This is a genomic window from Corallococcus terminator (assembly GCF_049194865.1).
GTDB lineage: Bacteria > Myxococcota > Myxococcia > Myxococcales > Myxococcaceae > Myxococcus > Myxococcus terminator_A.
The window spans coordinates 1-15,665 of sequence record NZ_JBLZWL010000125.1; the positions used below are offsets into that span (position 1 = coordinate 1).

Annotated in this window: 14 protein-coding genes and 2 tRNA genes; 3 read left to right on the top strand and 13 right to left on the bottom strand. The window is 67.7% G+C overall.

The window, feature by feature from the left end; translation table 11 throughout:
* From ACN469_RS37370 to ACN469_RS37380, 3 genes are all read left to right on the top strand, one after another.
* A partial coding sequence (locus ACN469_RS37370; RefSeq protein ID WP_498776119.1) for a thioesterase domain-containing protein occupies positions 1 to 688 on the top strand: 688 nt, incomplete at its 5' end.
* Between the two features lie 149 nt (positions 689 to 837).
* Positions 838 to 2,580, top strand: coding sequence for an FAD/NAD(P)-binding protein (locus ACN469_RS37375; RefSeq protein ID WP_498776121.1), 1,743 nt, complete (start codon positions 838 to 840; stop codon positions 2,578 to 2,580).
* A gap of 22 nt (positions 2,581 to 2,602) precedes the next feature.
* Positions 2,603 to 3,988 carry an MFS transporter gene (locus ACN469_RS37380; RefSeq protein ID WP_498776123.1) on the top strand — a complete coding sequence of 462 codons (1,386 nt, stop codon included), beginning with the start codon at positions 2,603 to 2,605 and terminating at the stop codon, positions 3,986 to 3,988.
* 46 nt (positions 3,989 to 4,034) lie between these two features.
* Here the strand turns inward: ACN469_RS37380 and ACN469_RS37385 are convergent.
* The 13 genes from ACN469_RS37385 to ACN469_RS37445 form a co-directional block, all read right to left on the bottom strand.
* Positions 4,035 to 4,111: transfer RNA gene (locus tag ACN469_RS37385), tRNA-Pro, on the bottom strand.
* Between the two features lie 97 nt (positions 4,112 to 4,208).
* The gene (locus ACN469_RS37390) at positions 4,209 to 4,598 is read right to left on the bottom strand and encodes an integration host factor subunit alpha (RefSeq protein WP_141640623.1); all 390 of its coding nucleotides are present in this window, start codon (positions 4,596 to 4,598) and stop codon (positions 4,209 to 4,211) included.
* Positions 4,599 to 4,697: 99 nt separating this feature from the next.
* Complete coding sequence (gene pheT, locus ACN469_RS37395; protein WP_498776125.1) at positions 4,698 to 7,112, bottom strand: phenylalanine--tRNA ligase subunit beta; 2,415 nt, start codon at positions 7,110 to 7,112, stop codon at positions 4,698 to 4,700.
* Between the two features lie 90 nt (positions 7,113 to 7,202).
* Positions 7,203 to 8,252: a phenylalanine--tRNA ligase subunit alpha gene (gene pheS / locus ACN469_RS37400; RefSeq protein WP_498776127.1), complete on the bottom strand. Its 1,050-nt coding sequence runs from the start codon at positions 8,250 to 8,252 to the stop codon at positions 7,203 to 7,205.
* Positions 8,253 to 8,409: 157 nt separating this feature from the next.
* Positions 8,410 to 8,757: a 50S ribosomal protein L20 gene (gene rplT / locus ACN469_RS37405; RefSeq protein ID WP_253996564.1), complete on the bottom strand. Its 348-nt coding sequence runs from the start codon at positions 8,755 to 8,757 to the stop codon at positions 8,410 to 8,412.
* Between the two features lie 95 nt (positions 8,758 to 8,852).
* On the bottom strand, positions 8,853 to 9,059 hold the full coding sequence (gene rpmI, locus ACN469_RS37410; protein WP_498776129.1) for a 50S ribosomal protein L35: 207 nt from the start codon (positions 9,057 to 9,059) through the stop codon (positions 8,853 to 8,855).
* Between the two features lie 274 nt (positions 9,060 to 9,333).
* A complete protein-coding gene (gene thrS / locus ACN469_RS37415; RefSeq protein WP_498776130.1) occupies positions 9,334 to 11,262 on the bottom strand; it encodes a threonine--tRNA ligase in 1,929 nt (642 codons plus the stop codon).
* Positions 11,263 to 11,338: 76 nt separating this feature from the next.
* A tRNA-Val gene (locus tag ACN469_RS37420) sits at positions 11,339 to 11,410 on the bottom strand.
* Between the two features lie 78 nt (positions 11,411 to 11,488).
* Positions 11,489 to 12,193, bottom strand: coding sequence for a uracil-DNA glycosylase (locus ACN469_RS37425; RefSeq protein WP_498776132.1), 705 nt, complete (start codon positions 12,191 to 12,193; stop codon positions 11,489 to 11,491).
* Positions 12,190 to 12,984, bottom strand: a complete 795-nt coding sequence (locus ACN469_RS37430; RefSeq protein WP_498776134.1) for a hypothetical protein — start codon at positions 12,982 to 12,984, stop codon at positions 12,190 to 12,192. The genes ACN469_RS37425 and ACN469_RS37430 overlap by 4 nt, the downstream gene beginning before the upstream one ends.
* A complete protein-coding gene (locus tag ACN469_RS37435; protein ID WP_498776178.1) occupies positions 12,981 to 14,123 on the bottom strand; it encodes an AI-2E family transporter in 1,143 nt (380 codons plus the stop codon). The genes ACN469_RS37430 and ACN469_RS37435 overlap by 4 nt, the downstream gene beginning before the upstream one ends.
* Before the next feature lie 330 nt (positions 14,124 to 14,453).
* A complete protein-coding gene (locus ACN469_RS37440) occupies positions 14,454 to 14,780 on the bottom strand; it encodes a PEGA domain-containing protein (RefSeq protein ID WP_498776136.1) in 327 nt (108 codons plus the stop codon).
* 78 nt (positions 14,781 to 14,858) lie between these two features.
* Positions 14,859 to 15,665, bottom strand: a complete 807-nt coding sequence (locus ACN469_RS37445; RefSeq protein ID WP_498776138.1) for a TP0624 family protein — start codon at positions 15,663 to 15,665, stop codon at positions 14,859 to 14,861.

Sequence of the window (15,665 nt, forward strand, 5' to 3'; positions counted from 1 at the left end):
ACTCCAGGCCCGAGGGCTCGATGGTGAATTGCCACCCTTCCAGTCACTGCAGGAGATGGCCGCCCTCTATGTCCAGGCCGTGCGCACCGTGCAGCCACACGGTCCCTATCGACTGGGAGGTTGGTCCCTCGGGGCCGTCGTTGCCTATGAAATGGCGCGCCTGCTGAAGCAACAGGGCGAGCCCGTGGAAGTGCTCGCCCTCATCGAGCCCAGCCCGACCTCCTATGCCCGGGGAACACCGTTCGAAGGCGACGTCCACCTGCTCTCCTTCGCCGCAGACCTGGCGCGCACCGCGGGCCTTCCGCTCGTCGTGCCCGACACGCCCCTGGATACGCCAGAGGCACTGCTGACCGAAGTGCAGCGAGCCGGGCTGCTGTCCGCAGGGACCGGACTTGAGCAACTCCGTGCCTTGCTCGAAGTCTTTACGGCCAATTCGCGAGCCCTCCACCAGCACTCACTGCGCGCTGGGTCCGGCCCCCTCACCGTCATCCTCGGCGACGACTCCGCCGGGGATGAACCCTCCGTAGGGCGAGACAGAGGCTGGGCAGCGCTCGCCGCGCATGCAGTGGACGTCCTCACCCTCCCTGGCGATCACTACTCACTCCTGCAGCCACCCCATGTCGAAGCACTCGCGCGTGCCCTCACTTCTCTCCTGGAGCAGCCCTTGAGGCGCTCGATGACGGGTTGAGTCAGGAGGAAGACCATGAAGGAACGCTCGCTACGGGACCTGAAGGCGAAACGAGAGCAGACGATGAACAACGAAAGACTCGCACGGCTCCATCTTCCTTTGTCCGAGATGCACGCGCGGAGCGTGGCTGCGCTCGCAAGGGAGTCAGCATGAAGCCCGCGCCGCATATCGCCATCATCGGCGGAGGACAATCGGCGCGGTGGTTCCTGTTCGCGTTGACGGAGCAGCTCGCGAGAGGCGTGCAGGCGTTGCAAGGAAGCCGCCTCACGATCATCGAGGGTCAGTCGGAGGTCGGGACGGGCCTCGCCTGGAGCCGTCGCAACGCCCTGGAGGAGCACCTCGCCAGCCTGCCGGCGCGAATGAGCCGCTGGAGCTTCGGTGAGCGGCAGCAGGTGCAGTTCCACCGCACGCTGGGGTTCCTGCGAGAGCTGGGACTCTCTGTCGATCTACGCCTGGGTCAGGAGGCCATGACGATGGAGCAGAAAGGCGAGCGACTGGAGATCGGTCTCGCATCCGCTCCGTCGGTGAGTGCCGATGTCGTGGTGCTGGCGACCGGCTACGGGCAGCGAGCATGGAGGAACCGAGCCCTCCCGGAGGCCATGCTCGACGGCCGACCAGGGGTCCACATCTCGCCCTGGCCAGCAAGCGCGCTGCAGCAGGCGGTCTTCGACGGCTGCGACTCCATCTCCGAGGCACGCCCCAAGCACGTCCTGATTCTCGGCTCCTATCTGAATGGAATCGATGCGGCCCTGTCGCTCGCGGTCAAGGTGGGAAGGTTCCAGCCCGACGCGGACGGCCGACTGCACTTCGAAGCGCCAGCGGGCTTCCGAATCACCCTGGGCTCGCGCACCGGACAACTGCCGAAGGTCTGGGGGCGCGAACCGTCATCGCCCTATCAGCCACGCTGGTTCCATGCGGAGCGGCTCCAGCAGGTCTTCGAGAGCACGGAGCGCGGTCGCCTCCTGCCCATGGATGCAACCCTGGAGCTGCTAGGCGACGAGCTGGCGGAGGCCTCGGGAAGAAAGCGCGCGCTGCCCGTGGCGGCAGGTGGGCGACGCAATGAGCCCATGCGCCGACGAATCGGAGCCTGGCAGCGGCACCTGGCGCGCGGAGACAAGGCGGAAATGCTGCGACGGGACATCGCGGCGGTGATGACGTCTGGGAAGCCATTCGGCCGCTACGAGGACACGCATATCTGCGCATGGCAGAACTGCATCGACAGTGCGATCCAGCTGTGGAGTGAGAACTCCCCGTGGTTCTGCGCCGAGGACCATCTGTATTTCGACCGGGAACTCAGGACGACGTTCTTCAACACCATGCTGCCGATGACCCTGGGTAACGCGCTCCAGATTGAGGCCATGATGCGCTCGGGCCATCTGAACGTCGTCGCGCTGGGTCGAGGGTATGAGCTCCAGCCCGTGACGGACCGGGTCTGGCGCACGAGCGTCTCGTACGGCACGGAGCTGGGGCGTCCTGGCCTGATGAACGTCACCGACGTGGTCGACGCCACGGGACAGTATTCAGCCATCGAGGCGCATCCCTCCCCGCTGATTCAAGCCATGCTGGGCAACGGTCTCATCCAGCCTGGGCTCCGAGCGTTCAGAGGAGAAGGAACAGGGGCCTCCGAGGTACCTCCCGGCAAACGGAGATCGATTATTGAGCGCAGAGGCAAAGCATACCTGAGCACCGGTGGCATCTACGTGAATCCGAAGACGGGTGAGGTCATCCCGCGAAGCAGCCACGAGCTGGATTACGAAGGACCTGACCGGACGACCCTGTATGCCATGGGGCCAAATGTCTGCGGTCAGTTCACCGACGCGCAGAGCCTTGGTCAGACGCAACGCGACGCGCTCCGAATCGTCGCGGACCTGTGCCGGAAGCTGAGCCGGTAGTGAGTGCCCGGTTCTGCTCCCCATGATTTCTCACCAAGAACAACCCGAGGTGGCCGCTAGCGCGCCCATAGCGGGGGGCGTGTCAACGAAGTCCGAGGAGGCATCTGAACCAGCCTTCAGCGGCTTCGTACGAATCTGGCTGGGACAGCTCGTCTCGGTCCTCGGCTCCAGGTTGACGTCCTTCTCGCTCGGCGTCTGGGTCTATCAGCGCACGGGCTCGGTCACACAGTTCGCATTGATAGCGTTGTCCACCGCCCTGCCTCCTCTACTGCTCTCGCCGTTGGCGGGAGTGTTGGCTGACCGGATGGATCGCCGCCGGGTGATTCTGTGGAGCGACACAGCGGCTGCGCTTGCCACAGCGTGCCTTGCCCTGCTCCTGTGGACCGGAAGGCTCGAGGTCTGGCACATCCACGTGGCGGTGATGGTGGGCGCCATCGCTAACACGTTCCAGATCCCCGCGTTCACCTCGGCCACGACCCTGCTGGTGCCCAGGGAACAGTTGGGGCGAGCCAGTGGCATGGTGCAGTTCTCCCAGGCACTCGGGAAACTCGTGGCGCCACCACTTGCGGGCCTGTTGGTCGTCCTCATCGGAGTCGAGGGCGTGATGCTGGTGGACTTCACGACCTTCCTCATCGCGCTCGTCACACTCCTGAGCGTGCGCATTCCCCGGCCGCGCGAAGAGGTGAAGGTGGCCAGGGGGCGCGGACCGATGTGGCGCGAGGCATTCGAGGGCTGGAACTACGTCGCCGCGCGTCCCGGACTGCTGGGCATGCTGGTGTACTTCGCGCTCATCAACCTATGCGCCGCGCTCACGGAGGTGCTGGCCCAGCCGATGGTGTTGAGCCTGGCCTCGCCCGCGGCGATGGGACTCACGCTGACCATCGCCGGGTCGGGAATGCTGTGTGGCGGCGTGCTGATGAGCGTCTGGGGCGGACCGAAGCGCGGCAGGGTGTACCTGGTGCTCGGCTCGGGCGCGATGCTCGGTTGCAGCCTCGTACTCGCCGGGGTGCGACCGTCACTCCTCTTCATCCAGCTCGCCGCCTTCTCGTTCATGTTCTGGGCAGCGTTGGCCAATGCCTCCAGCCAGGCCCTCTGGCAGGCCAAGGTCGATCCGGCCGTGCAGGGGCGTGTGTTCGCGATAAGGCTGCTGGTCGCCACCAGCCCTACGCCACTGGCCTATGCGTTGGCCGGTCCACTGGTGGACTGGCTCTTCGAGCCACTGATGGCCACGGGCGGGGCATGGAGCACGAGCCTGGGCCCCTGGATCGGCGTGGGCCCTGGGAGAGGAAGCGCAGTGCTGCTCATACTCGCTGGGGCGCTGGTGCTAGGCGCTACGCTGGTCGCGCTGATTCACCCGCGAATCCGCCGGCTCGAAGACGAGCTTCCAGACGTGCTTCCAAAAAGGTGAAGGCCCTGGACTCCTCAGCTTTCGCCAAGGACTCCAGGGCCTTCGATGGTCGGGGCGACAGGATTTGAACCTGCGACCACTTGCACCCCAAGCAAGTGCGCTACCAGGCTGCGCTACGCCCCGAAAACTGCGGTTGCTGCCGCCGTCGTGAAACGGTGCGCCCTTATGCCCCTACACAACGCCCAGGTCAAGCAGGAGCAGCAGGCCGCGGTGGGAAAACTCACCCTTCTGAATCTTCCATTCCCTCTTCGTCGAAGTCCTCGCCCCGGGCCTCGGCCGCGTCCGCGGCAGCTTCCTCACGGGCGTCGATCTCCGCGTGATCTTCCGGCGGGGCCTCCCCGTTGAGGGCGCTCTTCAACACCTGGCTCGGCCGAAAGGTCAGCACCCGACGGGCCGAGATTTCAATCTCCTTGCCCGTCTGCGGGTTGCGGCCCACGCGCGCCTTCTTCTGGCGCACCTGGAAGTTGCCGAACCCGGAGACCTTGATCTTGTCCCCACGCTCCAGCGTCTCCTTGAGCGTGTCGAACACGAGCTCCACGATTTCGGCCGACTCCTTCTTCGAGAAGCCGACCTTCTCGTAGACGCCCTCGATGATGTCCGCCTTCGTCATGCGAATCCTCGGGATGCCCCCACCCGCAGCGCGGTGAACGCCCAATTACTGTGGCAGCCTTCCCGAAGGCAAGTCAACCCTCTGACTTCATTCAGGAATTCAGGCACGCAGAGCGGCACCCAGGCGCTGGTTCACCTCGCTGATGATGCGCTGGTGCGCCTCCGTGACTTCCACGTCGGTCAACGTCCGATCCGCCGAGCGGTAGCGCAGCGCGTACGCCAGGTTCTTCTTCCCCTCGGGAATCGGCTTGCCCGTGTACACGTCGAACACCAGCGCGTCCTCCACCAGCGGACGCCCCACTTCCAGGATCACCTTCCGCACCGAGTCGTTCGCCAGCTCCACCGGCACCACCACCGCCAGGTCCCGAAGCACCGCGGGGAACTTCGGCAGCGAGTGGTACTCGGGCACCAGCCGAGCCGCCGAGTACAGCGGCTCCGTGTCCAGCTCGAACACGAACACACCCTCGGGCAGCCCCAGCGCCTTCACCACGCGCGGGTGCAGCTCTCCCACATGGCCCAGCACCGTGCCGTCCGCCAACTTCACCTCCGCGCTGGCACGCGGGTGGTACGCCGACGGCCCACCGAGCGACCAGGTGACGCCCTCCACCCGCAGCGCCCCCAGCACCGCCTCCACCGCGCCCTTCGCATCGTAGAAGTCCGCCCGCGCATCCTTCTGCGTCCAACTCCGGCTCCCACCCCGCAGGCCCCACACCAGACCCGCCACGCGGTTCACCTCGCGCGCCGCCGGCCGAGTCCCCTGCCCTCCCTCCGCGTCCCGGAAGTAGGCCCGGCCCGTCTCGTAGAGGCACACCGACTCCACCTGGTGCCGGACACTGCGCGACAGGTTCTCCAACAACCCCGGAATCAGGCTGGTGCGCATCACCGACTGCTCGACACTGAGCGGGTTGAGCAGCGCCACCGGCTGCTCCTTCAGGCCCAGCACCTCCAGGCTCTTCGGCGCGACGAACGAGTAGTTCACCACCTCGTCCAGCCCCGCCCCCGACATCGCCTGCCGCAGCCGCCGCTCCGCCTCCGAGTGCGCCGGCTCCGGCGCCAGTGACGCCAATCCGCGCGGCAGCTTCGCCGGTATGTTGTCGTACCCGAAGACACGGGCGACCTCCTCCAGCAGGTCCTCCTCGCGCTCCACGTCGACTCGCGCCCTGGGCACCGAGTACGTCGCCTGCCCCGCGCTCTCCGCCAGCTTCTGGAAGCCGAGCGCCTCCAGGATGCGCCGCACCTCCGCCTCGGGCACCGCCACGCCCAGCACCTTCTCCACCCGAGCGAAGCGCAGCGTCACCTGACGCGGCGGCTTCTCCGCCGGGTAGATGTCGATGAGCCCCGGCGCCACCGTGCCACCCGCCAGCTCGATGAGCAGCTGCGCGGCCCGCTCGATGGCCGGAACCACCGCGTCCAGGTCCGCCCCACGCTCGAAGCGGTGAGACGCCTCCGTGTGCAGCGCATGACGCTTCGCCGCCCGGCGCACGCCCGAGCCCAGGAAGTTCGCCGACTCCAGCAACAGGCGCGTCGTCTTCTCCGTCACCTCGCTGTCCCCGCCACCCATGACGCCCGCGAGCGCCTGCGCCCGGTCCCGGTCACAGATGACCAGCTCCTCCTGGTCCAGCGTCCGCTCCTTGCCGTCCAGGGTGGTGAGCTTCTCGCCCTTCTTCGCCGCGCGGACGACGATCTCCTGCCCCCCGAGCTTGTCCAGGTCGAACGCGTGCAGCGGCTGTCCGAACTCGAGGTTCACGTAGTTGGTGATGTCCACCACGTTGTTGATGGCCCGCACGCCACAGGCCTTCAGCCGGTCCTGCATCCACTGCGGAGACGGCTTGATGGTGACGTTCTCCACCACGCGCGCCGCATAGCGCGGGCAGCGCACCGCGTCCTCCACTCGGACCTTCGCGCTCTGGGACGCCGGCGTCCCCGACTCCGTCAGCTTCGGCTGAGGAACCTTCAGGGGCGCCCCCGTCACCACGCTCACCTCGCGCGCCACGCCCAGGTGGCTCAGCGCGTCCGGCCGGTTCGGCGTGACGTTGACCTCCAGGACCACGTCGTCCAGCCCCAGCGCCTCGGCGATGGGCGTGCCCGGCTTCAAGTCGGGCGACAGGATGAGCAGGCCACTCGACTCCTCGCTCAGCCCCAGCTCCTTCGAGGAGCAGAGCATGCCGGAGCTGTCCACGCCTCGCAGCGCGGCCTGCTTGATCTCCATCCCGTTGGGCAGCTTCGTGCCCACCGTGGCCAGCGGCACCTTGTCGCCGACCTTGTAGTTCTTCGCGCCGCACACCACCTGCACCAGCGCGCCGCCCCCGGCGTCAATCTGCGTGACGGAGAGCTTGTCCGCGTTGGGGTGCTGCACGGACTCCTTGATCTGCGCCACCACCACGCCTCGGAGCCCATCCCCCGGACGCTCCAGGCCTTCGATCTCCAGGCCCGCGGCGGTCAACTTGCGCGCCAGCTCGTCCACCGACGGCGGCAGCGCCACGTAGTCGCCAAGCCACTTCACCGAAATCTTCACAGGTCCACCCTCTTGCTCTCGGGACGAAGACAGGAGCGCGGCCGCGCCACCCCGCCAGGCGGGAGGCTCGAGCAGCCGCGCTCGAAGGACTCAGAACTGCTCGAGAAACCGAGCGTCGTTCTCGAACATCATCCGCAGGTCGTCGATGCGGTAGCGCAGCATCGCGATGCGCTCCACGCCCATGCCGAACGCGTAACCCGTCACCTCGCCCGGGTCATACCCCGCCGAGGTGAACACGTTGGGGTGCACCATCCCGCTGCCCAGCACCTCCAGCCAGCCCGTCTGCTTGCACACGCGGCAGCCCTTGCCGCCACACGAGGTGCAGGAGATGTCCACCTCCGCCGACGGCTCGGTGAACGGGAAGAACGACGGGCGGAAGCGCGTGCGCGTGTCCGAGCCGAAGAACGCCTTCACGAACGCGTCCAGCGAGCCCTTCAGCTCCGCGAACGTCACATCCTTGTCCACCAGCAGGCCTTCCACCTGGTGGAACATCGGCGTGTGGGTGATGTCCGAGTCGCGGCGGTACACCCGCCCTGGCATCACCGCGCGGATGGGCGGCTTGCGCTGCAGCATGTACCGCACCTGCACCGGCGACGTGTGCGTGCGCAGCAGCACGGAGCTGTCCGCCTTCTTCGCGTGCCCCAGCGACGGCTCGTCCACGTAGAACGTGTCCTGCATGTCCCGCGCGGGGTGGTCCTTCGGGAGGTTCAGCGCCTCGAAGTTGAAGTAGTCCAGCTCGATCTCCGGACCGGCCGCCACGTCGAAGCCGAGCCGGGAGAACGTCCGGACGATGTCCTCCATCGTCCTCGACACCGGGTGCCGGCTCCCCGGCGCCACCGCGCGTCCAGGCAACGTCACGTCCAGCCCGGGCCCCTGGAGCTGGGCCTCCAGCGCGGCTTCCTCGGCGCGCTGCGTGGCCTCGGCGAGCAGCTTCTCCAGCTCCGCCTTGACGATGTTGGCCACCTCACCCAGCGCCCGTCGCTCCTCGGGGGGCAGCTTGCCCATGCCGCCAAGGACTCCGGACAGCTCGCCCTTCTTGCCCAGGTAGCGGACCCGAAGCGCTTCCACCGCGGGCAACTCGGACGCCCCCGCGATCTCCCGCCGAGCGGCCTCCGCCAACGCCTGCAACCTGTCCCGCATGGCCTTGTCGCCTCCGTTGCACGGCCCCTGGGCACACGGCCCTTCGGGGCAAAAAAAAGGGCCGCCCTGGAGAGGCAGCCCGTTTACTCACGCAGGTGGGCGGCCCGTGAAGGCCACCTCACCCGCTCTGTCGCTGGCCCTCACGGACCGGCGTGAATCAGGCCGCCTTCGCGATGTTGGCGATGGCCGCGAAACCCGAGGGGTCCGTGATGGCCATGTCCGACAGCACCTTGCGGTCCAGGCTGATCTTCGCCTTCGCCAGACCGGCGATCAGCTTCGAGTAGGACAGGCCGACCGTGCGGGCCGCCGCATTGATGCGGACGATCCACAGGCTGCGGAAGTTCCGCTTGCGCTGCATGCGGTCGCGGCTGGCGTAGTCCAGGGCGCGCTCAACCGCCTGGTTCGCCCGACGGAAGCAGTTCTTCCGGCGGCCACGGAAACCCTTGGCAAGCTTCAGGATCTTATTGCGACGGCGACGAGCCTTTACACCCTTCTTGACGCGCATGTTTCACTCACTCCGGACTGCGTAGGTTGTCAGCCCCCGCGCGGTGCCGGCTTCACGCCGCTCCGCCAAGGGCCACGAGGTTGCCGAGCCGTGGCTCAGGCCCCGTAGGGGAACATTTCCTTGATGACCTTCTTCGCATCCATGTCGCGAAGATGGCTGGTGCCGCGGTTGCCGCGCTTCTGCTTCGGCGTCTTGGCGTGAGTGAAGAGGTGCTTGCCGAAGGCCTTGCCGTGCTTGACCTTGCCGCTCTTCTTCACCTGGAAGCGCTTCTTCGCGCCACTGCGGGTCTTCAACTTCGGCATCGTCCTGATTCCTTCCTTACAGCGTGCCGTCAGCGTCACGGCCTCTGGCGTTTTCACCCAAGGCCACGGCGGGAGCCGGCAGCCTGTACCACTATTTCTTTTCAACTGGAATGGCTACCGCCGACCGCACGCCAAGCCGTCGACCGACCATCCCCGCGCCCCCACCCTTGCGGGCTTGGGTGCGACGATTCCTACAAAAGTGCCCCAAGATACTTGGGCATGACTGGGAGTCAAGACCTGTCCGCGAAGCGCGGGCAACCCCAGGTTCTACCCGCTACGGAAGCGCCGCTTCCTTGGCCAACAGCGCCTCGAAGTCGGTGAGCTTCATGCTCTTGAGGTCCTCGCCCCCGTACCGGCGGGGCGCCACGCCCTCCGCGGCGACCTCGTTGTCCCCCACCACCAGGGTGAAGGGGATCTTCTGCAGCTGCGCCTCGCGGATCTTCGCGTTGAGGGACAGGCCGCGGTCGTCGAAGTCCACCCGGAAGCCCTTGGCCCGCAGCGTGTCGCGCACCTGGCGGGCGTAGTCCGCCTGACGGTCCGCCACCACCACGATGACCGCCTGGATGGGCGACAGCCACGCCGGGAAGGCCCCCGCGAAGTGCTCGATGAGGATGGCGGTGAAGCGCTCGAAGGAGCCGAAGATGGCGCGGTGGAGCACGACGGGCCGGTGCTGTGCGTTGTCCTCGCCCACGTACGTCAGGTCGAAGCGCTCCGGGGCCAGGTAGTCCAGCTGCATGGTCCCCAGCTGCCAGCGGCGACCGATGCTGTCGGACACCGCGAAGTCGATCTTCGGACCGTAGAAGGCGCCGTCGCCCGGGGCCAGCTCGTAGGGGAGGCCCAGCGACTCGAGCGCCGTCTTGAGGCCCGCCTCGGCGCGATCCCACAGGGAGTCGTCTCCCAGCCGCTGCTCCGGACGCGTGGACAGCTTCACCGTGTAGGTCAGGCCCACCGCCTTGTAGACGTGGTCCAGCAGCTTCACGAAGCGCTTCACCTCGTCGGTGATCTGCGCCTCGGTGCAGTAGATGTGCGCGTCGTCCTGGGCGAACTGGCGCACGCGGGTGAGGCCGCCGAGAGAGCCCGCCGCCTCGTTGCGGTGCAGCACGTCCTGGGTGTGCAGGCGCAGCGGCAGATCGCGGTAGCTGTGCTTCTTGAAGCCGTAGAACAGGTGGTGCGACGGGCAGTTCATCGGCTTGAGCGAGAAGTCATGCTCACCCGACTCACTGTCGAGCACGAGGAACATGTTCTCCTTGTACTTGCCCCAGTGACCGCTCGTCTCCCAGAGGCCCTTGTTGAACATCAGGGGCGTCTTGATCTCCACGTAGCCGTCATTCGCCGTGAGCCGGCGCATCCAGTCGGAGAGCGTCTGGTAGAACGTCGTGCCCTTCGGGGTCCAGAAGGCGGCGCCGGGCGCGTACGGGTGGAAGTGGAAGAGGTCCAGCTCCTTGCCCAGCTTGCGGTGGTCGCGCTTCTTCGACTCCTCGATGCGCGTCAGGTACTCCTGCATCGCCTTCTTGTCGAAGAAGGCCGTGCCGTAGACGCGCTGGAGCATCGGGTTGCGGTGGTCACCGCGCCAGTAGGCTCCGCTGGAGGAGAGGATCTTGATGACGCCGATCTTCCCGGTGCTCGGGGCGTGGGGCCCCAGGCAGAAGTCCACCCAGTCGCCGTGGGTGTAGAGGGTGAGCGTCTTGGCGCCGCGCGCGGCGATGTCCTTGACGATCTCCACCTTGAACTTCTCGCCCTTCTCCTCGAAGAGGCGGATGGCGTCGTCCATGGAGATCTCGGTCCGGACGAACGCCATGTCCCGCTTCAGCTCGGCGTTCGCCTCGGCCTCGATCTTCTCCAGGTCGTCGGGCGTGAACGGCTTCTCGCGGAAGAAGTCGTAGTAGAAGCCCTCCTCCGTCGCGGGACCGATGGTCACCTGCGTGCCGGGGAAGAGCGTCTGGACGGCGCTGGCCACCACGTGGGCCGCGTCGTGCCGGATCAACTCCAGCGACTCCGGGCTCTTGGGCGTGAAGATCTGGAGCTTCGCGTCCTCGTCGAGCTTCCGGGTCAGGTCCATGTCCTGACCGTTCACCCGAGCGAACAGCGCGGCCTTCGCCAGGCCGGCACCGATGCTCTCCCGAACGAAGTCCGCGATGGTGGTCCCCCGGGCGGCCTGCTTCTGACTGCCGTCGGGGAGCGTGACCGTGATCATGTCGGACATGCGATACCTCGGAAAAACCGCGGGCGGCAGGGCTCGTGAAAGCCGTGCCGCCCGCTGGAGATCACATCAACTGTGTTGGGTCGTAGTGGGATCGAACCACTGACCCCTACCGTGTCAAGGTAGTGCTCTACCGCTGAGCTAACGACCCGGTGCTGAGGTGGCGCGGGGAATAACAGCGGGCTCCCGTAGCTGTCAAGCAAACACGCAGCAGAGCATCCGATCTTCCTCATTTCTCGTCGCGCTCGCACGGATCCGCTCCGATCAGCGCTCGGACCCTCGCCATCACCGCGTCGAACATGGCCGGCGTCAGCCTCCCCGTCTGCGTGTTCTGCTGGCTCACGTGGTAGCAGCCCAGGAGGATCCGCCCGTCCGGGAGCGCCAGCTCCGCCCCGTGACCGAAGGCGGGACGCGGAGATCCGAACTTCATTCCGGTCCGCTCCAATGACGCGAGCGCCGCGTTCCATCCGATGGCCCCCAGGGCGAGCAGCACCCGGCCGGGCAACAGGGCCATCTCCCGATCCAGGAACGGCGCGCAGCGCGCCAGCTCCTCGGGCAGCGGCTTGTTGTCCGGAGGAGCGCACCGGGCAGCCGCCACGATGAACGCGTCCTTCAGCGCCAGCCCGTCCTCCCGGTGCTCGCTGGTCCCCTGGTTCGCGAACCCCGCCCGGTGCAGCCCCGCGAAGAGGAAGTCCCCGGACCTGTCTCCCGTGAACATCCGCCCCGTCCGGTTGGCCCCATGCGCCGCCGGTGCCAACCCGACGATGATCAGCCTCGCCCGCGCATCCCCGAACCCCGGCACCGGCCGACCCCAGTAGGTCCACTCGCGGTAGGCGCGGCGCTTCACCCGGGCGACTTCCTCGCGCCACTCCACCAGCCGGGGACAGCTCCGGCACGCCGCGATCTCCTGGTGCAGCTTCTCCAGCTTCGTCACCGCGCGCTCCCGCTCACCGCGGCCTCCAGCCGCTCGACCCAAGCCCGGGCATAACCCAGGGACTCCGGGTCCGCGCCCACTTCGACTTCCAGCTCCGTGGCCGGCTCCTGGACGAACAACGACACGAGGGCGGACTCCTCCAGCAGCTCCCTCACGCGGATCCGCCGGACCACACCCGCTGGCACCCTCCCCTGCGTGTCCGCCCAGACCAGGCCCCTTGAGGTCGGAGACCTCCAGGTCCACGCGCCGCCACCCGACTCGGGCCCCTCCATCGCGATGGGTCCCATCAGCTTCGCGCCCGGGAGCTGCACGAACTCACCCCAGCCCGCCAGCGTCGCCTCATCCGGTCCGGGAAACCACGCCACCCGCCTGGGCCTCACGGCCGACACGCGGCGGGCGACGTCCCCATCCAGCGACCCGCGAATCTCCACCGCCACGGGCCTGGGCCCCAGCCGATGGTGCCACCCCGACAGGTCGAGCGTCGTCGCGTCCACCCAGAGCCCCACCCGGGGAGCCCGCCCGAGCTGCCGCGCATGGGCCTCGACGAGCGGCGGCCGGACCTGAAGCCAGACCTCGGGGAAGCTCTTGAGCGCCTCCAGCGTCGAGTCGCGCGGCATGTTCGAGCGGGTGCTCAGCCACAGCACCGTCCCACTGCCGGCGAGGGAACGCAGGGTGTCCGCGTCCACCGACTCGTCCACCAATAGGTTCAGGCGATACCGGGAGAGCGTGAGGCTGGCGGGGCCTGGAGCCTGCGCCAGCACCGCCGCCAGCAACACCGCCGCGCCTATCACCGCGAGCGAGCCTCTCCCGTGTACAGCGAGGTCCGCTGGTAGCGCTGCACCACCACGCTCAGCACCACCTTGAGGATGGCCGCCACCGGCACCGCCAGGAGGATGCCCACGAAGCCGAACAGCTCACCGAAGGCCAGGATGGCGATGATGACCGCCACCGGCGCCAGGCCCACCTTCTCGCCGACGATGCGCGGGGTGATGACGAAGCCCTCCAGCATCTGGCCGAAGATGAACGTGCCCGCCACGACGCCAAGCTGCCAGGGCCCCTGCCACGACAGCATCAACCCCACCAGTGACAGCAGGATGCCCAACCCCGTGCCCAGATACGGCACCATGTTGCCGAAGCCGGCGATCACCCCGATGACGATGGCCATGTCGATGCGCCCCACCGACAAGCCCGCCGCGTAGATGACCGACAGCAGGGCCCCCACCGTCAACTGGCCACGCACGAAGGCGGAGAGCACCTCGTCCACCTCCGCGAACCGGCGCCCCACCAGCCCCACCGCGCGACGCGGCAACAGGTCCTTCAGCCGCCCCATCAAGCGCGGGTAGTCCTGCAGGAAGAAGAAGGCCAGCACCGGCACCACCGCGAGCCCTAGCAGCGTCACGACGAACCGCGCAGTGTTGCCAGCGAAGGCCGCCAGGAGGCGCGCGGCGGCGGGGCCCGCGCTCTGCACCAGGTCCGACGCCTGCTGTCCCAGCTCCGTGGTGCGCTGCCGCACCAGGTCCGGCACCGAGGCGCCCAACAACGCCTCCAGGCGCGGCACCACCTGCGTGCTCGCTCGACTGAAGAAGTCCGGCAGCTTCAGCGCCTCGTCACGAAACACCGGGACGAGATAGAGCACCGCGCCCACCATCAGCAGCGTCCCCGCCGTGAAGACGAGCGTCGTCCCCAACGTCCGGTCCAACCCCCGTCGCTCCAGGCTCGTCACGATGGGATTGAAGATGTAGGCCCCGGACAGCGCCAACAGCACCGGCACCGCCACGCCGCCGAACACCGCCAGCAGCGCGAACACCAATCCCAACGAGCCCACCATCACCGCCGACCACCACAGGTCGATGCGCCGGGCCTCGACCTCCGTCAGCTCCCCCTCCGGCACCGGAGCCACCGTCGGCACCGCTGCGTCCTCCACCTTCACGGAGTGAAGCACGGGCGACACCGGCGCGGGACTCACGGCCGAAGGGCTGCTCTTCTTGTTGTTGCGGCGTCCGATGACCCACTCCTCATCCGCGAAGCGTCCGCGGCCTACGGCTCCTTACAAGCCGTCATTGCGCATCCCGAAAGCGTCCAGTCTAGGACGCCCCGGGTTCCTGGATGAAATCGCCGAAACGTCCCCAGCGCGCCCTCACCTGAGGACACGGCCGGTCCACGGACCTTCATCGCCCAGGCTCTCGGGGAAACCACGACGGGCGCTCCAGCGCAAGGGAGCCTGGCCGGACGCGCGGCGACCAAGAGGCCAGCCCCGACGTCACTGCGTGCGTTCCCCGGGCGCGGTCTCCGAGGAGCGGAGCTGGATGGTCAGCCTCGCGCGGGCGCCACTGGGCTCGTAGTACGTCGTGTAGGGCCAGTACCCCTGCTTCTTCACTTCGATTTGATGCAGGCCCGAGCCCAGCGTGAGGCCCCGGGGATTGCCCGAGTAGTCACTGCACAGGCCCTGGATGACACCGTCCAGATACACCTCGGCGTCCTCGGGGTCGCAGCGCAGGGCCACGTCTCCGCTCGTGCTCTGGGCACCGGCCATCAGCTCGCGCGCCCGCGCCAGCGAGTCCGGCTCCTGCCGCCCAGAACACCCCACGCACAACACCAGGATGACGCCCCTCGACACTCGTCCTACCCGCGGACCGCTCACCCCATCACCCTGTCGACCTTCCGCCTACTGCGTGACGATGACGACCCGACCCTCGGCCAGGAAGCGCGTGTTGACCTCGCCCAGCGTCTTCACGTCATCCGAGGCGAGCACCAGGTCGGAGCCCTTCAGCCCGGCGGCCTTCACCACCATGGGCTTCTCGCCCACCAACGCGGCCTTCTTCGCCGCATCCAGGCTGTTGAACCACGCGGCGACTCCGGTGGACTCGCGGAGGTCACTCGCCAGCGCGCCCGCGCCATAGAGCGCCTTGCCCGCCGCATCCAGGAGCCGGGGCGCGAGCACGGGCTTGAGCCCCAACCCTCGCGCATCCACCACCAGCCCCGTGTACTTCTTCGCGCCCTCGCTGTTGAAGACGATGGTCGCTCCCGGCGCGGGCACCACCAGCGCGGAGGTGATCGCCGCCAGCGGCACCTCCACGTCCAGCTCCACGCCACTGTCCGAGAAGAAACGCTTGGCGACGACCTTGTGGGCGCGGACCACCGTCTCCACGCGCTCACGCACCTCGTCCCGCGCCATCTCGTCGCCAACACTGCGCCCCGCGCTCACCTGCAGCGTGCGCACCTGGTCGAGGAGATTCTTGGACGCTTCCTGCCTGGCGGAGCGCTCGGCGCCCAGGCGTGCCTGGCCCGGATTCGCCGCCTTCAGGTCCGGAGCACCCGCCCCGGTCGCCCGAAGCACCTGCCCCTCCCAATTCACTCCCACACTGCCCACCGGACGGACAACCTCAACGGTGGGGGCGGGCTTCGCCGCCTTGCCCTGGCCGAACGCCGACAGAGGCACAGCCAGCAACAACCCCCATAGCGAATGCCTCAT

What these genes read in the sequence shown, in the direction of transcription:
- ACN469_RS37380 (WP_498776123.1), top strand. Translation starts at nt 2,603, where the DNA reads ATGATTTCTCACCAAGAACAACCCGAGGTGGCCGCTAGCGCGCCCATA.
- pheS (WP_498776127.1), bottom strand. Translation starts at nt 8,252, where the DNA reads ATGCGGGACAGGTTGCAGGCGTTGGCGGAGGCCGCTCGGCGGGAGATC.
- ACN469_RS37375 (WP_498776121.1), top strand. Translation starts at nt 838, where the DNA reads ATGAAGCCCGCGCCGCATATCGCCATCATCGGCGGAGGACAATCGGCG.
- rpmI (WP_498776129.1), bottom strand. Translation starts at nt 9,059, where the DNA reads ATGCCGAAGTTGAAGACCCGCAGTGGCGCGAAGAAGCGCTTCCAGGTG.
- thrS (WP_498776130.1), bottom strand. Translation starts at nt 11,262, where the DNA reads ATGTCCGACATGATCACGGTCACGCTCCCCGACGGCAGTCAGAAGCAG.
- rplT (WP_253996564.1), bottom strand. Translation starts at nt 8,757, where the DNA reads ATGCGCGTCAAGAAGGGTGTAAAGGCTCGTCGCCGTCGCAATAAGATC.
- ACN469_RS37445 (WP_498776138.1), bottom strand. Translation starts at nt 15,665, where the DNA reads ATGAGGCATTCGCTATGGGGGTTGTTGCTGGCTGTGCCTCTGTCGGCG.
- ACN469_RS37390 (WP_141640623.1), bottom strand. Translation starts at nt 4,598, where the DNA reads ATGACGAAGGCGGACATCATCGAGGGCGTCTACGAGAAGGTCGGCTTC.